Origin of the sequence: Streptomyces eurythermus, from assembly GCF_014649115.1 — a bacterium.
In the GTDB taxonomy this organism is placed as follows: domain Bacteria; phylum Actinomycetota; class Actinomycetes; order Streptomycetales; family Streptomycetaceae; genus Streptomyces; species Streptomyces eurythermus.
On the sequence record NZ_BMSK01000008.1, the window covers coordinates 273,588 to 294,454 of the forward strand.

Below are 20,867 nucleotides of genomic sequence, written 5' to 3' on the forward strand. Positions count from 1 at the left end.
ACCTCACAGGAAGTCGATGGAGGTCAGGTACCGGATGTAGCGGTCGAGCAGGTCCGCGTCCACGGGCGGGATCTCGATACCGCTGCCGCGCAGCGCGTTGTCGACGTTGTCCCGGGTGAACACGGGGAACGTCGTCTCCAGGTACATCTCGGCCACGCTCATCTCGCCGGTGGAGCAGCGGTCGATGAACAGCGGGGCGAACGGGGTCATGGGGTGGTCGGGCCGCTCGACGGCCATCCTGACGATCCCGTCGACCCACTCCTCCCAGGGGATCTCGCGGATGGTGTGCCCGTGTGCCCGCAGCCGGTCGGCCAGCAGGGAGACGTTCACCTTCCCGGGATTGGTCAGGTGGTAGATCTCGCCGGCCGGGAGCCTGCTCGAAGCGATGTGCAGCAGCGCGGCGGAGTAGCAGTCCACCGGCGTGTAGTCCAGGGGGAGTTCGGCGATGGGGGAGGTCCCGGTGTCCACGATGAACTTCTTCATCGCGCACATCTCGGTGGCCGTGTTCCAGGCGCCGGTCACGCGGTCGCCGGAGATGTCGGCGGCCCGGTAGACGGCGACCGGCAGACCCTGCGCGGCCGCGTTCAGCAGCAGCCCCTCGGCGACCCACTTGCTCTCGACGTACCCCACCGACAGCCGCTCCGGGTGGCCGGGCGGAGTCTCCTCGGTGACGTGCCGGACACCGGCGGTGCCGAAGCCGGAGACCACGGCCATGGTGGAGACGTAGTGCACGGGGATGTTCCGGTGGCGTCCGGCCATCCGGATGATCTCCCGGGTGCCCTCGACGTTGGCCGGGCGCATATGGGAGTACGGGTAGATGAAGTTGACCAGCCCGCCCGGGTGGTGGATGACGTCGACCGTCCTGGCGAAGTGGTCGAACTCCGCCTCCGTCAGCCCGAGCAGGGGCTGGGCCAGGTCGCCCGGCACGACCGAGATCCGCCCGGACGCCACGTACTCGGCCAGGTCCTCGGCGAGATAGCGCCGCGCGGTGCCCTGGAGGCGCTCGACGGCATGCCGGGCGTCGCGGGCCCGCACCAGGCAGTGCACGGTGGCGCCGGTGCTCCGCAGCAGGTCGCGCAGCAGGTAGACGCCCAGGAAGCCGGTGGCCCCGGTGAGGAGGACATGGGCCGGGTCCGCCCAGGCGGTCTCGGTGGGCCGTGCCTGGACCGGCACGCCGACGGCGGTGTCCGCCCACAGATCGGCCGGGGCCGCGCCGTCCGCGCTGAGCGTGCCGGCCCGGGCCGACTCCACCGCCGTGGCGAAGCCGCGCAGGGTGGCGTCGTCGAGCAGCAGCCGGATCAGGGGGCGCACCTGGGTGATCAGGACGCCGAGCGAGGCCCGCACCTTCGCCATCAGCTCGGCCGCGAGGATCGAATTCCCGCCCAGGTCGAAGAAGTTGTCGTCCGGCTCCACCGACTCCACACCGAGCACCTGGCACCACAGGCCGGCGACGGCGCGCTCGACCAGGCTCGCCGGGGACGCCCCGGCACCGGCCGCCGGAGGGGCCGCGGGCAGCTCGGACGGATCGGGCAGCGCGGCGAGGTCGGTCTTGCCGTGCGCGGTCGTCGGCATCGCGTCGAGCTGGACGAACCGGGCCGGGACCATATAGGCGGGCAGATGGCGGGCGGTGAAGGCGCGCAGCTCCCCGGGATCGAGGGCGCCCGGGGCGCGCCGGGCGGTGAAATAGGCGACGAGCTGGTCTTCCCCCCGGTGGGTGAAGGAGATGACCGCGGCGTCGTCGACGAGGTCGTGCGCCGACAAGGTCGCCTCGATCTCGGCCGGTTCGATGCGGAAGCCGCGGATCTTGATCTGCCGGTCGGCCCGCCCCACGATCTCCAGGTTGCCGTCGGCCGTCCAGCCGCCCAGGTCGCCGGTGCGGTACACGGTCCCCGGGCCGTCCGCCCCGTCCGGCAGGGTCACGAACCGCTTCCGGCTCTGCGCCTCGTCACCGAGGTAGCCCTGGGCGACGCCGGGACCGCCGAGGTGGATCTCGCCGTGCCGCCCGGGCGGGACCGGGGCCAGCCGCTCGTCCAGGACCCGTACGACGGTCCCCGGCAGCGGCCGTCCGACGGGCGCCGGGCCCTGGGCCGGCAGCACCTCGGGGGTGATCTCCATCGTGCAGGAGGTGATCGTCGTCTCGGTCAGCCCGTAGGCGTTGACGAGGCGGGAGCCGGGCATCAGCCGCAGGGCGGTCCGGCAGTCCTCGGCGTGCACCGCGCTGCCGCCCACGATGGTGAGCCGCACCGGCAACTCCCCGGGGTCACGGGCCAGTTCGGCGAGGAAGGCGCGCCAGTACGGCGGGGTCAGGTCCATGACCGTGATGCCGAGCGACCTCAGCCGCCCGGGCAGTTCGCTCGGTGCCCAGGCGTACTCGGGCAGGACGAGGGTCGCGCCGTTGAGCAGGGTGTTGAGGATCTGCTCGATGGAGGTGTCGAAGGAGAGCGCGGCGAACTGCAGCACCCGGTCCCGCTGTGTGACGCCGTACCGCTCGTTGACGTTGTGGCACAGATAGGCGAGGGAGGCGTGGGACACCCGTACGGCCTTGGGGGAGCCGGTGGAGCCCGAGGTGTAGATGATGTAGGCGGTGTCCGTCGGCTCGACCGCGGCGGCCGGAGCGGCGCCGGGGGAGTCCTCGGCGCCGGCGGCCCGCGGATCCAGGGCCGTCACCGGCAGCCCGGTGAACCGGCCGGCGTGCTCGGGGCGGGTGACGGCGACCGCGCAGCCCGTCTCCTTGACGTAGGCGGCGAGCCGGTCGTCGGGCACGTCCGGGTCCACCGGAAGATAGGCGGCCCCCGCCTTGAGTGCCGCGAGGAACGACACGACGAGGTCGATCGAGCGCTCCAGGTGGACCAGGACCACCGATCCGCGCCCCACTCCGCGCGAGCGCAACCGCCGGGCTAACCGGCTCGCGTCCGCGTCGAGTTCGGCGTAGCTGATCCGGTGGCCGTCGTGTTCCACCGCTGTCGCCTCGCCACGAGCCGCCGCCACCGCGGCGAAGCGCTCGTGTGCGTACGGCTTCCCGATGATGTCCATGAGTCCTCTCGTCCAGTGCGGGTATGAGAACGCTGACCGTCCGCCGACGCGCGTGAGCGCACGGCGGACTCGTGCCTGGGATTGCGCCGGCCCTGGGTGAACGGCGGCAGGCCGGTGTGCCGGGGTGCAGTGAATCCGTTGGCTGTGGGCGGGAATCAGAAGGAAGAAGTCACCGCGCCCGGCACATGGCGGGCGCGCGGGTGCGGCTCGGTGGCCACACGCGAGGGGATCAGCCGGCTCGGGGACAGCGGGTGGCCCGGTCGGTCGGCCGCGGAGGTGTCGGTGTGCTCCGGCGCCGTCACAGACAGCGGTGTGCGGTCGCGCCCGGTTCGTGCGTCGTCGATGTCTCCATCGTTGCCGTCCCCCATCTTCAACCGAACGTCAGTTTCTGTGCCTCGGTACTCGACCTGGCGCCGACTGTGCTCTGTTGCGACCGTGCCGAGGAAACCCTACGGGGGTAGGCGTTGTCAACGGGGGAAGATTTCTTTTCCGGAGAGTGGAACGAGGGGCGGAGAGGAGGTCGCGCGGGGAAAAGAGAGGAGTGAAGCCGCTCACACCCGCGCCGGGCACAGAAGGTCGGGGGCCGCTTATCGAGCGGTAATCCGATGCGTCACCGAGGGCGGGCCGGGCCCTTCTCCGTGCTCAAACACCTTGCTTCCCCTAGGGGGTATGGGTATAAGTGGTGCGGAACGGGACTCCAATCCGCAGGCGGGAGCGGCTTTTGGGCGACTTCTCCGAACCGGCCCGGGCCGGCCGTGTCCCGCTGCGATTTCCGAAATGCCGGGACGAGGCCGCCGTCGGCGTCGCCCGGGCATTGACGTCCCGTTAACCGGCGATTATCCGCGACATTCCGGGCGTTGGCCGCGATATCCATGGGCCGGCCCGTTACTCCCGTGCCGCGTCCGCCGTGCCGCGTCCGCCGTGCCGCGTCGGCCGTGCCGCGTCCGCCGCCACCGCACCGACGCCGGCCACCGGTCCGGTGATGTCCGGCCGCATCCGGAGAACGCCATGAGCCACGCACCGCCCCGGGACGGTCCGATCGAGGACCGCTTCCGCGCGCGACTCCGCCGCCGCCCGCCCCTCCGACGTGGCACGGGGGCCGGGCGGCACCACCCACCAGCACCCCCGCTCGGAACGACGCACGGCAACAGAAAGGCCCCTCATGTCCGACGACCTCGATGACTTCGACGACCTCGACGTCCGCGCTCTGTCCCGCCGCCCGGGCGCCAAGTGGAGCCGTGCCGAGCCGGACGTCCTTCCGGCCTGGATCGCGGAGATGGACTTCCCACCCGCCCCGGCCGTGCGCGAGGCCCTGCTGCGGTGCGCGGAGGAGGACCTCGGCTACCCCTCCTGGGACGGACGGCCCGCGGAGAACCCGCTGCGGACCGCCTTCGCCGAGCGCATGCGCACACGCCACGACTGGCGACTCGACCCCGCCCACATACGGGAGTTCACCGACATCGACCAGGGCCTGCAAGCAGTGCTGAACGTCGCCACGCGACCGGGCGACGGCGTCGTGGTGCACACCCCGGCCTACCCGCCGTTCCTGGAGACCATCACGAGCATGGGCCGGCGCGCCCACGCGGTGCCCTGCACGCCGGACGGCGACGGCTGGACGTTCGACGCCGACCGGCTGGACCGGGAACTGCGCGCGGGCGGTTCCCGGCTGCTGCTGCTGGTCAACCCGCACAACCCGACGGGGCGGGTGCTCGGCCGCGAGGAACTTCGGGCGCTGGCCCGGCTCGCGCTGCGCCACGATCTGCTGGTGGTCGCCGACGAGGTCCACGCCGACCTGGTCCACGACCCGCACCGGCACATCCCGTTCGCCTCCCTCGCCGACGAGGTGGCCGCCCGGACGGTGACCCTGACCTCGGCCACGAAGGCGTTCAACGTGCCCGGTGTGCGCTGCGCCGTCGCCCATGTCGGCGCGGCCGGGGTGCGCGAGGCGCTGGCCCGACCCACCCATCTGTACGGCGAGCCCAACACCTTCGGGGTCGCCGCCACCCTGGCCGCCTGGCGGCACGGGGAGGACTGGCTGGCGCGGCTGCGGCAGGTCCTGGCCCGCAACGCCGCGCTGGTGCGGGACGGGCTCCCGGCCGGGGTGCGCTACCGGATGCCGCAGGCCACGTTCCTCGCCTGGCTGGACTGCCGGGAACTGGGGCTGGAGCCCGACCCGTACACCTTCTTCCGGGACGAGGCGCGGGTCCTGCTCAGCGACGGCCGCGCCTTCGGACCGGGCGGTGAGGGCTTCGTACGCCTCAACTTCGCCACCTCCCGGGGCATCCTGGAGGACATCCTGCGCCGGATCCGGGAGTCCCTGACCTGACACACCCGCGGACATACGACGGCGGCGGGGCGGCCCGTGCCGGACCGCCCCGCCGCCGTGCCGTGGTTCAGGCGTCGGCCCGGAACCGGCGCAGCCGCAGGCTGTTGCTGACGACGAACACCGACGAGAACGCCATCGCGGCACCCGCGATCATGGGGTTGAGCAGTCCCGTCGCGGCGAGCGGCAGGGCGGCGACGTTGTAGGCGAACGCCCAGAACAGATTGCCCTTGATGGTGCCGAGGGTGCGCCGGGCGAGCCGGATGGCGTCCGCCGCGACCCGCAGGTCCCCCCGGACCAGGGTGAGGTCGCCCGCCTCGATGGCCGCGTCCGTGCCGGTGCCCATGGCCAGGCCCAGGTCGGCCTGGGCCAGCGCCGCGGCGTCGTTGACACCGTCCCCGACCATCGCGACGGAGTGCCCCTCGTCCTGGAGGCGCTTGACCACGTCCACCTTGTCCTCGGGCATGACCTCCGCTATCACCTGGTCGATGCCCGCCTCGGCGGCCACGGACCGGGCGACGGTCTCGTTGTCCCCGGTGAGCAGGATCGGGGTCAGCCCGAGCGCCCGCAGCCGCTGGATCGCCTCGGCGCTGGTCTCCTTGATGGCGTCGGCGACCTCCAGGACGGCGCGGGGCTCACCGTCCCAGGCCACCGTGATGACCGTACGGCCCGCGGCCTCGGCGTCGGCACCGGCCCGCGCCAGGCCGGCGGGCAGTTCCATGGACCGCTCGGCGAGCAGCTTCTGCCGGCCGACGAGGACGCGGTGCCCGTCCACGACGCCCTCCACACCGAGCCCCGGCAGGTTCCGGAAGTCCCGCGGGGCCGGCAGCGTGCCGACCCGGTCGGCGGCACCGGCGGCGACGGCCTGGGCGATGGGGTGTTCGGAGGCGTGCTCCAGCGCGCCCGCCAGCCGCAGCACCTCGCGCTCGTCCACGCCCTCGGCCGGGTGCACGGCCAGCAGGCTCATCCGGCCGGTGGTCACGGTGCCGGTCTTGTCCAGCACGATGGTGTCGACCTTCCGGGTGGTCTCCAGCACCTCCGGCCCCTTGATGAGGATGCCGAGCTGGGCACCGCGGCCGGTGCCGACCAGCAGGGCCGTCGGGGTGGCCAGGCCCAGGGCGCAGGGGCAGGCGATGATGAGCACCGCCACGGCCGCGGTGAACGCGGCCGTGGCGCCCGCGCCGTTGCCGAGCCAGAAGCCGAGGGTGGCCACGGCCAGCCCGATCACGATGGGCACGAAGACGGCGGAGATCCGGTCGGCGAGCCGCTGCGCGGCGGCCTTGCCGTTCTGCGCGTCCTCCACCATCTGTGCCATCCGGGCCAGTTGGGTGTCGGAGCCGACCCGGGTCGCCTGGACGACGAGCCGGCCGCCGGCGTTCAGGGTCGCGCCGGTGACGGCGTCGCCCTCGCCGACCTCCACGGGCACCGACTCGCCGGTCAGCATGGAGGCGTCGACCGCCGAACTGCCCTCGACCACGGTGCCGTCGGTCGCGATCTTCTCGCCCGGCCGGACGATGAACCGGTCGCCCACGGCCAGGTCCTCGATCCGGATCCGCTCCTCGCGGCCCCCGCGCAGTACGGTGACCTCCTTGGCACCCAGCTCCATCAGGGCCCGCAGGGCGGCGCCCGCCATGCGCTTGGAGCGCGCCTCGAAGTACCGGCCCGCCAGGAGGAAGGCCGTCACCCCGGCCGCGGTCTCCAGATAGAGGTTCCCGCCGCCGTCCGAGGGGGAGATGGTCAGCTCGAAGCCGTGGGTCATCCCCGGGGTGCCGGCCGAGCCGAAGAACAGCGCCCACAGGGACCACAGGAACGCGGCGGCGGTGCCGACCGAGATCAGGGTGTCCATGGTGACGGCGCCGTGCCGCAGGTTGGTGAAGGCCGCGCGGTGGAAGGGCCAGGCGGCGTAGGTGACCACCGGCGCCGTCAGGGTGAGGGAGAGCCATTGCCAGTAGTCGAACTGCCAGGCGGGCACCATGGCCAGGACGATGACCGGCACGGCCAGCACCACGGCGGTGATCAGACGCTCGCGCAGCGAGCGCAGTTCGTCGTCCGCCCGGCCGCCGGTCCCGTCCGCCTCGCCGCCCTCCGGGACGGCCGGCGCGGGCGGCGCCGCGGTGTAGCCGACGGCCTCGACGGTGGCGATCAGATCCGCCACCTGCAGGACGGGGGAGTAGGTGATCCTGGCCTTCTCGGTGGCGTAGTTGACGGTGGCCTCGACTCCCTCCATGCGGTTGAGCTTCTTCTCGATCCGGGCGGCGCACGAGGCGCACGTCATCCCGCCGATGGTCAGCTCGACTTGGGCCAGGTCTGGGGTGGTTGTTGCCATCATGCTCCTCGGCAGGGGACTGCGGAGCCGGCGGACCAGGTGGCGGCCCGCGGCCGGTTGCATACCCCTACGGGGTATCGGTGAAGCTATGTATACCCTCGCGCCCGCACAGAAGCAAGGCGGGGAAGGATCATTGGCCGTATACAGCCGGGGGGTATGCCCATCAGGGGTTCATCCGCGTCCTGACGCCCGCTCAAGACGCCGCTGAGGCCGCCGACTTCGCGTGGCGCGCCGGGCGGGGCCGGTCGGTCGTGGGTGCTTCATACGGGCCGCGGGTATCTTTCTGGAGGGAGCTCGCCGCGGTGCGGGGCATCCCTCGGGAGAGGGAAGGGAAGCGGAGTCATGGCGGGGCAGAAGAAGCACAAGGACGACGTGATGATGCGGCTCCGGCGCATCGAGGGCCAGGTCCGCGGTCTCCAGCGCCTGGTGGCCGAGGACACCTACTGCATCGACATCCTCACCCAGGTGTCGGCGGTGACCCGCGCGCTGCAGTCGTTCGCGCTGCAGATGCTCGACGAACACATGGCCACCTGCGTGAGCAACGCGGTCGCGGAGGGCGGCGAGGAGCGCGAGCGGAAGCTGAAGGAGGCGTCCGACGCGATCGCGCGCCTGGTGCGTTCCTGACGGCGGCCGGCCGTCGTCGGCCGCCGTCTTCTCGACGCGTGTGAACCTTCGTACGGAGCGCGAGTCGCCCCGGCCGCATGCGTGTTCCTGAGGAATGCCCACGCGTAAGGGCCGGACCGCGACCCCGGAGGGTATGGAACGGCATCGGCACCAAGGCGCCCGATCGCCGCCCGTACGGGCTCTCCGTCCGGGGCTTGTCCTGACCGCTCCTCGCCCCTAGGGTCGTCCTCGTACGACAGCAAGCGCTTTCCATGGCTGCCCGCGTCTTGCCGATCCCTCCGAGGAGCGCCGCATGCCCCTGCCCGCACCCCGCCGCCGCGTCGCCGTGATCGGCACCGGTGCCATCGTCACCGGCGGCCATCTGCCCGCGCTCAGAGCCCACGCGGAGCGGGTCGAACTGGTCGCCGCCGTCGACCTGGACGAGGGCAGGCTGGACGCCTTCCGGCAGCTCGCGGGCGCGCGGATCGCCGGGTTCACCTCGACCCAGGCCATGCTGGACGAGGCCCGGCCGGACCTGGTGCTGATCGGCACCCCGCCCGCGCTGCACCGGGGGCAGACCGTGGCCGCGCTCAAGGCGGGCGCCTGGGTGCTGTGCGAGAAACCGCTCTGTCTGTCCCAGGCCGAACTGGACGACATCGCCGCCGCCGAGGAGGCGTCCGGCGCCTACGCCGCGGTCGTCTTCCAGCACCGGTACGGCTCGGGCGCCGTACACGCCCGCGACCTCATCGCGCGCGGCGAGCTGGGTGCCCCGCTGGTGGCGCACTGCCAGACCACCTGGCACCGGGACGCCGCGTACTACGCCGAGCCGTGGCGCGGCCGTTGGGCCACCGAGGGCGGCGGGCCGACCATGGGCCACGGCATCCACCAGTACGACCTGCTGCTGCACCTGCTCGGCGAGTGGGAGGAGGTCCGGGCCATGGCGGCCCGCCTGGTCCACGACATCGAGAGCGAGGACGTCTCCACCGCCCTGGTCCGCTTCCGCGACGGCGCGCTCGCCACCGTCGTCAACAGCGTGCTCTCCCCCCAGGAGGTGAGCCGCATCCGCGTCGACTGCGCCGACGCGACCGTGGAGTTGACCCACCTGTACGGTCACGGCAACGACGACTGGGTCTACACACCGGCCCCGCACGTCGACCCCGAGCGCGTCACCGCCTGGCGCGCCCCCGCGCGCAACGTGCCCAGCTCGCACACCGCGCAGCTCGGCGCCTTCCTCGACGCCTACGACCAGGGGGTGCGGCCGCCCGGCAGCGGACGGGACGCCCGCGCCGCCGTGGAGTTCGCCGCCGCCCTGTACAAGGCGGCGTTCACCGGGCAGCCCGTGCGCGCCGGCGAGATCGGCCCCGGCGATCCCTACTACACGGCCATGCACGGCGGCCACCCCGACTGGGCCCCGAAGGAGCGCGCGTGAGCATCCGCGTCAGCCACGTCCACGGCGAGCACCTCGCGGTCCGGGCGCCGGACGGCACCGAGATCCTCCGCTACGTCTACCGCCCCGACCCGGACCCCTTCGAGTCCCCCAAGCCCTACGCCCACCCGGTCCGCACCCTGTCCGGACGCACGGTCACCGGGTACCGCCCGAGCGACCACCGCTGGCACAAGGGCGTACAGATGACGGCCAGTCACCTCTCCGGGCACAACTTCTGGGGCGGCAACAGCTATGTACCCGGCCGGGGTTACCTGGCGCTGCCCGACCGGGTCGGCTCCATGCGTCACGACGGCTTCACCTCCCTCACCGCCGAGCCCGAACGGCTCACCGTCGCCGAGGAGCTGACCTGGGTCGCGCACGGCGGGCAGGAGTGGGCCCGTGAGGAGCGCGGCATCGTGGTGCACTCCCTCGACGAGGAGGCCGGCGCCTGGGCCCTGGACTGGTCGATCCGGCTCACCAACATCCGTAAGCAGCCCCTGGTGTTCGGCTCCCCGACCACCGCGGGCCGCGCACTGGCCGGGTACACCGGTCTCCAGTGGCGCGGCCCGCGGGACTTCACCGGCGGCCGGGTCCTCGCCCCCGGCACCGGAGACGCCGGCGCGGCCGAACTGATGGGCAGTCGCAGTCCCTGGCTCGCCTTCACCGCCGAGCACGACGAAACCGACGGGCACTCCACGCTGGTCTTCGCGCACGCGCCGGAGAACCTGGACGAGGCGTCGGCGATCCACGAGTCCCACTGGTTCGTCCGCGCCGAACCCATCCCCACGGTCGCCTTCTCCTGGGCGTTCTTCGAGGAGTTCACCCTGGAACCGGGGGAGTCCTTCGGCTACCGCTACCGGCTCGTGATCGCCGACGGCGCCTGGGACCGGGACCGGATCGCCGCCCACCTGGCGGCCCTGCCGTGGTGACCGGGCCGGACCCCCGGCTGCCCCGCCCGCTGCCCGGGGCGGTCGGCCTGTCCCACCTCGGCGCCTACGACCGGGAGGCCGCCGACGGTGTGTGCGGCGGCAGCCCGCATCTGCACCTGGTGTGCACCGAGGCGTACGTCGTCACCGGCGGCCGGGGAGCGGTGCAGACCCTCGGCCCCGACGGCTACCGGGACATCCCCCTCCGGCCGGACACGGTCGCCTGGTTCACCCCGGGCACCGTGCACCGCATGGTGCGGGGCGGCGGGCTGCGCGTCACCGTGCTGATGCAGAACAGCGGCCTGCCCGAGGCCGGGGACGCGGTGTTCACCTTCCCGCCCGAGGTGCTCGCCGATCCCGAGCGGTACGCGGCGGCGGCCGCGCTGCCACCGGGCACCGGCCCCCGGACGGAGGCGGCGGCCCGGCGGCGCAGGGACCTCGCGGTCGAGGGCTACCTGGTGCTGCGCGAGGCCCTCGCCGCCGGGGACACCGGGCCCTGTCCGGACTTCCAGCGCGCCGCCGCCCGCCAGGTCCGCGCCGAGGTGCCCCGCCGGCGCGAGCTGTGGCGCGCGGCGCCCTGGCCACCACCGAGCGCACCGGCGCCCAGCTCGACGCGCTGGAGACCGGCGAGCCCGCCTGCCTCGGCGACGCGACCGCGTACCGGGCCGCGCCCACCCGGCCCGCCGGATTCGGCATGTGCGGACACCGCGACGAGTACACGCTGCCGGGCACGACACTGCCGTACGACGGCCGCGGTCACGGGTGGGAGCCGACCGACCCGTAGGGCGCGGGCCTCGCCTGCGCGGGCCGGGATCAGGAGAGGTTCTTCTCCAGCGCGGTGAGGTAGCTGCGCATGAAGTGGTCGCGCAGACCGTCGCTCGCGGGTGCCAGCGGGTCGGCGGTCAGTCCCGCCGCGTGGTCGAACAGTCCGCCGATCACCGGCATCTCGTCGCGGACCTTGCCGTGGGAGTCGATGTAGCGCAGCGCGTCGACATGGGAGTAGGGGGGTGCGGGCGGCATCTGGGGGACGACGTCGTTGTTGTTCACGAACCGGTACATCCGGCCCTTGTAGCCCTTGTTGTAGGCCCTGGCCAGGGCGGCGTCGCAGGTGCGGGGCTGGCCGTAGGTGTACACGCCGTCGGCGGCCAGGCGCGGGTCCTCCAGGTACATGCGGGCGCCGGCCAGCATGGCGAGCGCCCCGCCCAGACTGTGTCCGGTGAACCAGACGGTCTGGCCGTTGGTGCGCAGTTCGGCGTGGGTGTTCTTCACGTCCGGCCAGATCGACTCCAGCGCCTCGCCGAAGCCGTCGTGGACGTGCCCGGTGCCCGCCGGTCCCTGCCGGGGCGGGGTCGTGGCGTCGGAGAGCCAGTCCTTGATCTGCCGCGGTTCGGTCCCGCGGAACGCGGTCACGATCATGTTGTCGCCGGCCATGGTGTAGGCCTGGGTGTCCTGGAGCGGGAACGGCGGAGTGAACCGTGTCTCGTGGTGCCGGACGGTGTCGAACCCCCACTGCCTCGCCTGCGCCTCGATGGTGGCTTCGTCCTTGTAGGCGAGGTCCGCGGCCAGCGCCAGCCAGTAGGCGCGTTCGAGGCTGTAGTCCGTCGAACGCTGATCGATCTCCACGGGAACAGGCACAGCAGGATCCTCCTCGCTCCGGACCGGGCACTGGGGCCGGCGGGCCGTTCACGCTCCCGGCCCGCCCCTGCCATCTATGCCTCGGCCTCCGCCGGCCCCGGACCCGACACGCCCGTCTCCACCCGTACGGCCCAGCGCGACTGCCACCGCACGACAGACAGCGGTGCGGCGATGGACCGGACCGGTGACGAACCCGCGCCGGCACCCCCTTCGGGGGACCCGGACCGCCCACCCGGTTCACCAGGAAGGAACCGGGAAATAGCATCTGCCATGCGGTCATTCATCGCTTTCTTCGCCGCCCGCGCACGCCATGACTGAGGTACACGGCACCCTCACGAGCCCGGCCCCGCCTCGCGCGCGTCTGCTGGTCGTGAGCGCGAGCATGGGAGCCGGCCATGACACGGTGGCCACCGAACTCGTCCGCCGGGCCACCGAGTCCGGTCACCGGGCAAGCACCGTGGACATCCTCTCGCTGCTGCCCCGCGGCCTCGGCGGATGGCTGCGGCGCGGCTACCGGGTCTCGGTCCGGCACGCTCCCTGGACCTACGGCTTGGTGTACCGGGCGTTCCTGCGCCCCGGACGGGGGCCGCGCCCCAGCGGTGTCCCGCTGGCCCGGCTCGCCGCTGACCGGCTGCGCGAACTGGTCGAACGGGACCGGGTGGACGTGGTGGTCCCCGTCTTCCACCTCGCCGCCCAGCTCACCGGCCACCTCAGGGCGAACCGGCTCCTGCCCGTGCCGAGCGTGGTCTACATGATCGAGTTCGGCGCCCACCGGCACTGGCTGCACCCCGGCAACGACCGTTTCCTGTGCCTCACCGAGCGGGCTGCCCAAGAGGTGCGCCTGGCCACCGGCCGGCCCGCCGACGTCACCGGCCCGGTGGTCGCGCCACGCTTCACCGCACCCGCCTCCGGAGCCGAGCGGTGGCGCCGGTTCTTCGAGGACTTCCACCCCGGCCGGACGCCCGTCCTGATGTCCGCCGGCGCCTGGGGCGTCGCGTCCCGCCCGGTCACCACCGCCCGCCGCCTGGCCCGCGACGGCTACCTGCCCGTGGTGCTGTGCGGCCGCAACGAGCGGCTGCGCGCCTCGCTGACCGGCTTCGCCGGTGTCCTGCCGCTCGGCTGGCAGGACGACATGCCCGGCCTGATGGGAGCCGCGCGGGCACTGGTGGACAACGCCGGGGGCCTGACCGCCGTCCAGGCGCTCGCCGCCGGGCTGCCCGTGATCGGCTACCGGCCGCTGCCGGGCCACTTCGCCCAGGGTGCCCGGCGCATGGCCGAACTCGGCGTGTCCGACCTGGCCACCGACGATCTCGGCCTGCTCGACAGCCTCCGCCGGCTCACCCGCCCCGGAACGGAGCGGGACCTGAGGATCGCCCGGGGGAAAGAACTGTTCCACGACGAACGCGCCCCGCTGGAGCGGGTTCTCGCGGCCGTCGCCGCGGACACCGGCAGGTGAACGAAACCGCCGACAGACTCCGTTGTCCACGCACCGGTCGGCGGCCCGAGGCCGGAAGGCGGGGGCGGGCGTCGGCCGGTGCGGTCTCTTGACGGGTGGCTGGTCCGTACCTATCGTCTCGTCAACTCGGCCGTTCAGGAAGCCGTATGACGTTCACATACGAGGACGGATCAGATGCAGGACAAGGACATACCCGCCCGCCGCCGTCGCCGTAAGTCCCCGCGTTCCGCTCTCGCGCTCACCGCGGCCGCGACCCTGCTCGCCACCGGGCTGCTCTCCTGGCCCGGCGCCCAGCGGGCGCAGGCCGCACCCACCTCCTTCACGCATCCCGGCGTCACCGTCTCCCGGGCCCAACTCGACTTCGCCCGCGGCCAGGTGCTGGCCGGCGTCCAGCCCTGGAAGAGCGCCTACGACCAGATGACGGCGAGCAAGTACGCGAGCCTCAGCCGCACCCCGAAGCCCCGTGCCGTCGTCGAGTGCGGTTCGTACTCCAACCCCAACTACGGCTGCACGGACGAGCGCGAGGACGCGATCGCGGCATACACCGACGCGCTCGCCTGGTACATCACCCGCGACGAGCGCTACGCGAAGAAGGCCATCGAGCTGATGGACGCCTGGTCCGCCGTGCTCCAGGACCACACCAACAGCAACGCGCCCCTCCAGACGGGCTGGGCGGGCTCCTCCTGGCCGAAGGCCGCCGAGATCATCAAGTACACGTACACCGGTACGTGGGCCAACTCGGGCCGGTTCGCGACCATGTTGCGCGACGTCTATCTGCCCGAGGTCATCAACGGCTCGAACTCCAACGGCAACTGGGAACTGTCGATGATGGAGACGGCCGTGGGCATCTCCGTCTTCCTGGAGGACAAGACGACGTACGACACCGCCATGGCCAGGTTCCGCACCCGCACCGCCGCCTATGTGTACCTCGCCTCCGACGGCGACCTGCCGAAGACCGTCCCGAGCCAGAACCTGAACACCCGCGACAAGATCGTCTCCTACTGGCAGGGCCAGTCGACCTTCGTCACCGGACTCACCCAGGAGACCTGCCGCGACTTCACCCACACCGGGTACGGCATCTCCGCCATCTCGCACGTGGCCGAGACCAGCCGGATCCAGGGCCAAGACCTGTACGGCACCGATGTCGGCGAACGGCTGCGACAGGCGCTGGGCTTCCAGTCGAAGTACGAACTGGGCGCCGCCGTCCCGAGCTGGCTGTGCGGCGGCAGCGTCAACCGCGGACTCGGCCCGGTCACCGAGGTCGGCTACAACGCCCTGCACAACCGCCTGGGCATCGCCATGACCAACACCGGGACCCTGACCGCGCAGAACCGCCCGGCGGGCAGCAACAACCTCTTCGTCGCCTGGGAGACCCTGACCCACGGGGACAACCCGAACTGACGTCCGGATGATGGCCGGCCGACGGTCCCCGACCTCTTCGGAGGCCGCCCGGGAGACCGGAGGAACACGGTGCCGGGCCGCGGTGACGTACCCGCGGCCCGGCACGGTCCGTCACGCGGTGACCTGCCGCTCTGTGGGGGCGACCCCTGGTGACCGGCGGTGCCCCGCCGGGGCTCACCGGCGGCCCCGCGCAGGAGTGCCCGCTCTCACAGAGCCGGGCCGCTCGTGTCGCCCGGCTTGATCCGGCCGCGCCAGGCGCCGGACTCCGCACCGCGTTCCTCGATGTACTCCTTGAACCGCTTCATGTCGCCCTTGACCCGGCGGTCGATGGTGCCGATCAGGTCCCCGACCTTCTCCACCGGACCGCTGGTCTCGACGTCCATCACCAGCTCCACCCTGGTGTGGGTGTCGTCCACCCGCTCGAAGCGGACGCTGCCCCTCTGGCTGGTGTCGCCACCGACCGTGCGCCACGTGATCCGCTCGTCCGGCAGCTGGTCGACGATCTCGGTGTCGAACTCCCGCCGTACCCCGCCGATCTTCGTGGTCCAGTGATTGTGCCGGTCGTCCAGCTGGGTGATCTCCTCGACCCCCTCCATGAACTTCGGGAAGCTCTCGAACTGCGTCCACTGGTTGTAGGCGGTGTGCACCGGTACGCCGACTTCCACCGTTTCCTTGACCGTGCTCATCTGCACTCTCCGTTCTCACTGGTGGGGTGTCCCGGACGGGCCGTTGCGTGCGGCGCGCCCGGGCCGGGAGTGCCGGGTACCCGGGGAGCCGACGGTCATGGCCACCGATCTCGATCATTGCCGCCGACTCGCCGGCGTCCCCGGGGCCGACCCCGCCCCCCGTCGCACGCGCCGGGTCGGCGGGGGTGCGGATCCGGCCACCGCCACCGTCTTCGGGCCACCCCCTGACGTGGTGTTTTACAGTGTTTGCCACCAGTTCAGGGCAACAGGACCTGTGAGGTATTCGCGAACATGCCGACCGAGACGTTTGAGTTCCAGGTAGAGGCCCGTCAGCTGCTCCAGCTGATGATCCACTCGGTTTACTCGAACAAGGATGTCTTCCTGCGGGAACTCGTCTCCAACGCCTCCGACGCGCTGGACAAGCTGCGCCTGGAGAAGCTCTGGGACGACTCGCTCGACGCCGACCTGTCCGATCCGCACATCGAGATCGACATCGACAAGGACGCCCGTACCCTCACCGTGCGCGACAACGGCATCGGAATGTCGTACGACGAGGTCGGGCAGCTCATCGGCACGATCGCCAACTCGGGCACCGCGCAGTTCCTCCAGGAACTGCGCGAGGCCAAGGACAAGGCCGGCGAGGACGGGCTGATCGGCCAGTTCGGCGTCGGGTTCTACTCCGGCTTCATGGTGGCGGACGAGGTCACCCTGCTGACCCGGCGGGCCGGCGAGAGCCAGGGCACCCGGTGGTCCTCGCGCGGCGAGGGCACGTACACGCTGGAGAAGGTCGACGACGCGCCGCAGGGCACCTCCGTCACGCTGCACCTCAAGCCCGCCGACCCGGAGAACCAGCTCCACGACTACACCTCCCCGTGGAAGATCCGGGAGATCATCAAGCGGTACTCGGACTTCATCACGTGGCCGATCCGGATGGTGCCCGAGAAGTCCGGTGACGACGCCGGGACGCCCGAGCCCGAGACCCTCAACTCCATGAAGGCCCTGTGGGCGCGGCCCCGCGACGAGGTGTCCGACGACGAGTACCACGAGCTGTACAAGCACATCGGCCACGACTGGCGAGACCCGCTGGAGACGATCCGGCTCCAGGCGGAGGGCACCTTCGAGTACCAGGCCCTGCTCTTCCTCCCGGCGCACGCGCCCCACGACCTGTTCACCCGCGACTTCAAGCGGGGCGTGCAGCTGTACGTCAAGCGCGTGTTCATCATGGACGACTGCGAGGCGCTGCTGCCGCCGTACCTCCGCTTCGTCAAGGGCGTCGTGGACGCCGCGGACCTGTCGCTCAACGTGTCCCGCGAGATCCTCCAGCAGGACCGCCACATCGAGATGATGCGGCGCCGGCTGACCAAGAAGGTCCTGTCCACGGTCAAGGAGATGATGACCAAGGACCAGGAGCGCTACGGCACCTTCTGGCGGGAGTTCGGCACGGTCCTGAAGGAGGGACTGGTCACCGACGCGGAGAACCGCGACGCCATCCTCGCCGTCGCCTCCTTCGCCAGCACCCACCACGACACCGAGCCGACCACGCTGAAGCAGTACGTGGAGCGGATGAAGGACGGCCAGGAGGACATCTACTACCTGACCGGCGAGTCCCGGCAGAGCATCGAGAACTCCCCGCACATGGAGGCCTTCCGGGAGCGGGGCATCGAGGTGCTGCTGCTCACCGACCCGGTCGACGAGGTGTGGGCCGACGCCGTCGGCGAGTACGAGGGCAAGAAGCTGCGCTCCGTCGCCAAGGGACAGATCGACCTCGACGCCAAGGACGAGGACGGCTCCGACGACGACCGGGAGAAGCAGACCCAGGAGTACGCCGGGCTGCTCGGCTGGATGAAGGAGCGGCTGGACGAGGACATCAAGGACGTACGGCTGTCCTCCCGCCTCACCGTCTCCCCGGCCTGTGTCGTCTCCGACGCGCACGACCTCACCCCGGCGCTGGAGAACATGTACCGCGCGATGGGCCAGGAAGTGCCCCGGGCCAAGCGGATCCTGGAGCTGAACCCCGACCACCAGCTGGTGAAGGGCCTCAACCAGGCGTACAAGGAGCGCGAGGACCGCACGGAGCTGGCCGAGACCGCCGAGCTGCTCTACAGCCTGGCGGTGCTCGCCGAGGGAGGCCAGCCCAAGGAACCGGCCCGCTTCGTCAAGCTGATGGCGGACCGCCTGGAACGCGCGCTGTAACCCGCCCGCGCGGGGCGCCGGCGGCACGGCACACAGTGCGCGGCCCCCGCGCTCCCGCCGTACGGCCAAGCGGACGCTCGCGATCCACCGTCACCGGGTGGGCGCTCCGGCTCCGCCGTCACGGCGACGGCGGAGCGGGGGAGTCCAGATCGAGGGCCGCCGCGCGCAGGGCGGCGGCCACGAGGCCGGCCGGTTCGGACGGCGGATGGGGGAGGCGCGCCAGGAGCACCCGCCGCTGCTCCTGCGGTCCGCCGCGGACGGGGAGCACGCGGACCCCCGGCGGCGCGGCGGCGGCGAGAGCCGCGGGCACCGTGGTCAGCCCGCAGCCGGCGGCCACGAGGTGCAGCTTGGCCAGCCAGTCGCGGGCGGTGTGGACGATCTCGGGCCGCTCGTCCAGGCCCGGCCACACGCCCAGCAGCCGGTCCTCGCCCGTCGCGCCGCCGGCGATCCAGCGCTGCCCGCGCAGGTCGGCGACGTCCACGAAGTCACCGCGGGCCAGCGGATGGGCGGCGGGCACCGCCAGGCACAGGGCACGCTCCGTGAGCGTCCGCAGCACCAGCGGCGGCGACTCCGCGTCCGGCGGGCGGAACGGCGGCGCCGACGCCAGTACGGCGAGATCGAGGCTGCCGGCCCGCAGCGCGCGTACCAGCGCCGGGGTGGTGCCCTCGCGGCCGACCACCCGCAGCCCGGGATGGGTCCGGCGCAGCGCCGCCAGCGCCCGCGGCACCAGCGCGGCACCGGCGCTGGGAAACCAGCCCAGGCGGACCGTGCCGCCCTCTCCCGGCAGCCCGGACAGCTCTCTCGCGGTCGCCTCGATCTCGTCCAGCACCACCGTCGCGCGGCGCATCACCACCCGGCCGGCTGCGGTGAGCCGCACTCCGTCGCGCCGCCGCTCCAGCAGCTCCGCGCCCGCGGCCCGTTCGATGGCGGCGATCTGCCGGGACACCGCCGACTGGGTGTAGCCCAGCGACGCGGCGGCAGCGGTGAAGGTTCCCTGTTCGGCCACCGCGCGGAAGACCCGCAGCGCGGTCAGCGACACATCCGTGAAGTCCATGACGATCACGCATACTAGCGGTGCATGACTTTCGTTGGACTCATGGTCGCGGGCCTTCTAGCGTGGCTGTCATGACCACCGCACGCATCGCCCTCGTCACGGGCGCCAACCAAGGACTCGGCCGTGCCCTCGCCGAGGGACTCGCGGCCCGCATGGCACCGCACGACCTGGTCCTGCTCACCGGCCGCGACCGGCGGCGGGTGACGGACGCCGCCCACGAGGTCGCCGGGCTGCCCGGCACCCGGGCCCGGGTCGAGGGCCGGGTGCTGGACGTCACCCGGACCGACGCCATCGCCCGCCTCGCCGAAGAGCTGCGGGACCGGCACGGCGGCGTGGACGTCCTCCTCTCCAACGCCGTCACCCGGGTGCTGCCCGAGGAGTCGCAGGCCGCACGGGCCGACGAGGTCATCGCCGTCTCCAACACCGCCACCCACGCGATCCTGCGCCACTTCGGTCCCGTCCTGCGCCCCGGCGGCCGGCTGCTCGTCGTGGCCAGCAGCCTGGGGACCCTCGGCCACCTCGACCCCCGGCTGCACCACCTGTTCGACGGCGTGACCCTCGACCAGGTCGAGCACGCCGTCGAGTCCTGGCGCCGGGCGATCCACGACGGCACCGCCCGGGAGGCCGGCTGGCCGGTCTGGCTGAACGTGCCCTCGAAGGTGGCCCAGGTCGCCGCCGTCCGCGCGGTCGCCGCCGAGCGCCGCGAACGCGACCTCGCCACCGGCACACTCGTCGCGGCCGTGTGCCCCGGCATGGTCGACACCGCCACCTCGCGCCCCTGGTTCACGGACTACAGCCAGGCCCAGTCACCGGCCCAGGCCGCCAGGGCCGTGCTCGACCTGGTCCTCGCCGAGCGCGTCGACCCGGCCCACTACGGCGAGCTGGTCCGCTTCGGCAAGGCCCTGTCCTGGTACGACGGCACGCCCCCGGTGGAGCAGGAGCGGCTGCTCACCCCCTGACCGCGAGAGGTCGCCCGGCGGCGCTCCCGGGCGCCCCGGCCCGGCGGCCGCGTGGGTTCAGAAGGCTCCGAGGTCGGCGGCCACCCAGTGCTCGGGACGCATGGTGACGATGAAGTGCTCGCCGAGGTGGGTCCGGTCGTACTCCACGAAGGCGGCGACCTTGTCCTCGGGGAGGTACCGCGCGGCCATCTCCCAGGACAGCTCGGGACTGTCCGGGGCCGTCGCGACGACCGGGCCCTCCACGGACACATAGCGCACGGTCGGTTCGGTGCGCTGCACCATCAGGCTGAAGCGCCCCGCCGCGCGGATCGCCCGCCCTTTGCGGGAGTCGGGCCCGGTGCGCACCCACAGGTCGCCGCCCGGCGTGTACTGGTACCAGATGGGAACCGTCAGCGGGGCGCGGTCCGGGTGCTCGACGACCGACAGCGCGCCGATGTGCGGCTCCGCCAGAAACAGCTCGCGTTCACGCTTCGAGAGTGCCATCGGCCGACCCTAACGCCGCCGTCGTGGCGGGAACAACGGACCGGCGCGGTCCGGGCGGGGCGCGTCAGCCGGTGCCGCGCTCCAGGACCCGGCGGGCCGCCTCGGCCTCCGCCGCGGGCGGCGACAGCTCGTCCAGGGTGTCCAGCTCGTCGTCCGCTTCCAGCTCCCGCTCCCAGGCCGCCGCGAGTTGCTCCTGCTCCTCGCGCGGCCGCGCGCCGACGGCCTTCCGGTGGTCGGGATCCAGTGCCGCCAGGAATCGTTCGACCGGGTCCGTCGGCATGCCGTGCTCCTTGTCGCCGCGAGGGGTGCCGCTCCCGGCCAGCATGGCCAACCGGGCGCGCGCCCGCCGCCCGACACGGGCCC

15 protein-coding genes and 1 pseudogene are annotated in these 20,867 nt (G+C 72.5%); 9 read left to right on the forward strand and 7 right to left on the reverse strand.

Translation table 11 applies throughout. The features are described from left to right. Positions 1 to 3 precede the first annotated feature (3 nt). Positions 4 to 3,033: a non-ribosomal peptide synthetase family protein gene (locus IE251_RS17520; protein WP_189753901.1), complete on the reverse strand. Its 3,030-nt coding sequence runs from the start codon at positions 3,031 to 3,033 to the stop codon at positions 4 to 6. 1,162 nt (positions 3,034 to 4,195) lie between these two features. Between IE251_RS17520 and IE251_RS17525 the strand changes: the two genes are divergently transcribed. Further along, positions 4,196 to 5,359: a MalY/PatB family protein gene (locus tag IE251_RS17525; RefSeq protein ID WP_189753902.1), complete on the forward strand. Its 1,164-nt coding sequence runs from the start codon at positions 4,196 to 4,198 to the stop codon at positions 5,357 to 5,359. A gap of 67 nt (positions 5,360 to 5,426) precedes the next feature. Here the strand turns inward: IE251_RS17525 and IE251_RS17530 are convergent, their stop codons facing one another. Continuing rightward, positions 5,427 to 7,682, reverse strand: coding sequence for a heavy metal translocating P-type ATPase (locus tag IE251_RS17530; protein ID WP_189753903.1), 2,256 nt, complete (start codon positions 7,680 to 7,682; stop codon positions 5,427 to 5,429). Between the two features lie 342 nt (positions 7,683 to 8,024). On the opposite strand from IE251_RS17530, the gene IE251_RS17535 reads away from it, so the two are divergent. The 4 genes and pseudogenes from IE251_RS17535 (at position 8,025) to IE251_RS17550 (ending at position 11,421) form a co-directional block, all read left to right on the forward strand. Beyond that, positions 8,025 to 8,306, forward strand: a complete 282-nt coding sequence (locus IE251_RS17535) for a metal-sensitive transcriptional regulator (RefSeq protein ID WP_189753904.1) — start codon at positions 8,025 to 8,027, stop codon at positions 8,304 to 8,306. A 292-nt stretch (positions 8,307 to 8,598) separates the two neighbouring features. Beyond that, a complete protein-coding gene (locus tag IE251_RS17540) occupies positions 8,599 to 9,714 on the forward strand; it encodes a Gfo/Idh/MocA family protein (protein ID WP_189753905.1) in 1,116 nt (371 codons plus the stop codon). Beyond that, positions 9,711 to 10,640 carry a DUF6807 domain-containing protein gene (locus IE251_RS17545; RefSeq protein WP_189753906.1) on the forward strand — a complete coding sequence of 310 codons (930 nt, stop codon included), beginning with the start codon at positions 9,711 to 9,713 and terminating at the stop codon, positions 10,638 to 10,640. Before IE251_RS17540 ends, IE251_RS17545 begins: the two co-directional genes overlap by 4 nt. Beyond that, positions 10,634 to 11,421: pseudogene (locus IE251_RS17550) on the forward strand (cupin domain-containing protein). The gene IE251_RS17545 and the pseudogene IE251_RS17550 overlap by 7 nt, the downstream one beginning before the upstream one ends. 29 nt (positions 11,422 to 11,450) lie before the next feature. On the opposite strand, the gene IE251_RS17555 reads toward IE251_RS17550, so the two are convergent. Next, entirely contained in the window at positions 11,451 to 12,272 is an 822-nt protein-coding gene (locus tag IE251_RS17555) for a lipase family protein (protein WP_189753907.1), read from the reverse strand. A gap of 310 nt (positions 12,273 to 12,582) precedes the next feature. Here IE251_RS17555 and IE251_RS17560 point away from each other — a divergent pair, with 310 nt between their 5' ends. Next, a complete protein-coding gene (locus IE251_RS17560) occupies positions 12,583 to 13,728 on the forward strand; it encodes an MGDG synthase family glycosyltransferase (protein ID WP_234470985.1) in 1,146 nt (381 codons plus the stop codon). A 174-nt stretch (positions 13,729 to 13,902) separates the two neighbouring features. Continuing rightward, positions 13,903 to 15,129, forward strand: a complete 1,227-nt coding sequence (locus tag IE251_RS17565) for an alginate lyase family protein (protein ID WP_189753908.1) — start codon at positions 13,903 to 13,905, stop codon at positions 15,127 to 15,129. A gap of 206 nt (positions 15,130 to 15,335) precedes the next feature. On the opposite strand, the gene IE251_RS17570 is transcribed toward IE251_RS17565, so the two are convergent. After that, positions 15,336 to 15,815, reverse strand: a complete 480-nt coding sequence (locus tag IE251_RS17570; RefSeq protein ID WP_189753909.1) for an SRPBCC family protein — start codon at positions 15,813 to 15,815, stop codon at positions 15,336 to 15,338. Positions 15,816 to 16,106: 291 nt separating this feature from the next. Here IE251_RS17570 and htpG point away from each other — a divergent pair, with 291 nt between their 5' ends. After that, complete coding sequence (htpG, locus tag IE251_RS17575; protein ID WP_189753910.1) at positions 16,107 to 18,008, forward strand: molecular chaperone HtpG; 1,902 nt, start codon at positions 16,107 to 16,109, stop codon at positions 18,006 to 18,008. Between the two features lie 118 nt (positions 18,009 to 18,126). On the opposite strand, the gene IE251_RS17580 is transcribed toward htpG, so the two are convergent. Next, on the reverse strand, positions 18,127 to 19,062 hold the full coding sequence (locus tag IE251_RS17580) for a LysR family transcriptional regulator (protein WP_189753911.1): 936 nt from the start codon (positions 19,060 to 19,062) through the stop codon (positions 18,127 to 18,129). Between the two features lie 71 nt (positions 19,063 to 19,133). Between IE251_RS17580 and IE251_RS17585 the strand changes: the two genes are divergently transcribed. After that, positions 19,134 to 20,021: an SDR family NAD(P)-dependent oxidoreductase gene (locus IE251_RS17585; RefSeq protein ID WP_189753912.1), complete on the forward strand. Its 888-nt coding sequence runs from the start codon at positions 19,134 to 19,136 to the stop codon at positions 20,019 to 20,021. 57 nt (positions 20,022 to 20,078) lie between these two features. On the opposite strand, the gene IE251_RS17590 is transcribed toward IE251_RS17585, so the two are convergent. After that, positions 20,079 to 20,504 carry a pyridoxamine 5'-phosphate oxidase family protein gene (locus IE251_RS17590; protein ID WP_189753913.1) on the reverse strand — a complete coding sequence of 142 codons (426 nt, stop codon included), beginning with the start codon at positions 20,502 to 20,504 and terminating at the stop codon, positions 20,079 to 20,081. Between the two features lie 64 nt (positions 20,505 to 20,568). Next, a complete protein-coding gene (locus IE251_RS17595) occupies positions 20,569 to 20,784 on the reverse strand; it encodes a hypothetical protein (RefSeq protein WP_189753914.1) in 216 nt (71 codons plus the stop codon). Positions 20,785 to 20,867 lie beyond the last annotated feature (83 nt).

Bases quoted from the DNA above. Each gene is read 5' to 3' on its own strand.
- IE251_RS17520 (WP_189753901.1), bottom strand. From the start codon at position 3,033: ATGGACATCATCGGGAAGCCGTACGCACACGAGCGCTTCGCCGCGGTG.
- IE251_RS17565 (WP_189753908.1), top strand. From the start codon at position 13,903: ATGCAGGACAAGGACATACCCGCCCGCCGCCGTCGCCGTAAGTCCCCG.
- IE251_RS17535 (WP_189753904.1), top strand. From the start codon at position 8,025: ATGGCGGGGCAGAAGAAGCACAAGGACGACGTGATGATGCGGCTCCGG.
- IE251_RS17585 (WP_189753912.1), top strand. From the start codon at position 19,134: ATGACCACCGCACGCATCGCCCTCGTCACGGGCGCCAACCAAGGACTC.
- IE251_RS17540 (WP_189753905.1), top strand. From the start codon at position 8,599: ATGCCCCTGCCCGCACCCCGCCGCCGCGTCGCCGTGATCGGCACCGGT.
- IE251_RS17560 (WP_234470985.1), top strand. From the start codon at position 12,583: ATGACTGAGGTACACGGCACCCTCACGAGCCCGGCCCCGCCTCGCGCG.
- IE251_RS17570 (WP_189753909.1), bottom strand. From the start codon at position 15,815: ATGAGCACGGTCAAGGAAACGGTGGAAGTCGGCGTACCGGTGCACACC.
- IE251_RS17595 (WP_189753914.1), bottom strand. From the start codon at position 20,784: ATGCCGACGGACCCGGTCGAACGATTCCTGGCGGCACTGGATCCCGAC.
- IE251_RS17590 (WP_189753913.1), bottom strand. From the start codon at position 20,504: ATGGCACTCTCGAAGCGTGAACGCGAGCTGTTTCTGGCGGAGCCGCAC.
- htpG (WP_189753910.1), top strand. From the start codon at position 16,107: ATGCCGACCGAGACGTTTGAGTTCCAGGTAGAGGCCCGTCAGCTGCTC.
- IE251_RS17530 (WP_189753903.1), bottom strand. From the start codon at position 7,682: ATGGCAACAACCACCCCAGACCTGGCCCAAGTCGAGCTGACCATCGGC.
- IE251_RS17580 (WP_189753911.1), bottom strand. From the start codon at position 19,062: ATGGACTTCACGGATGTGTCGCTGACCGCGCTGCGGGTCTTCCGCGCG.
- IE251_RS17525 (WP_189753902.1), top strand. From the start codon at position 4,196: ATGTCCGACGACCTCGATGACTTCGACGACCTCGACGTCCGCGCTCTG.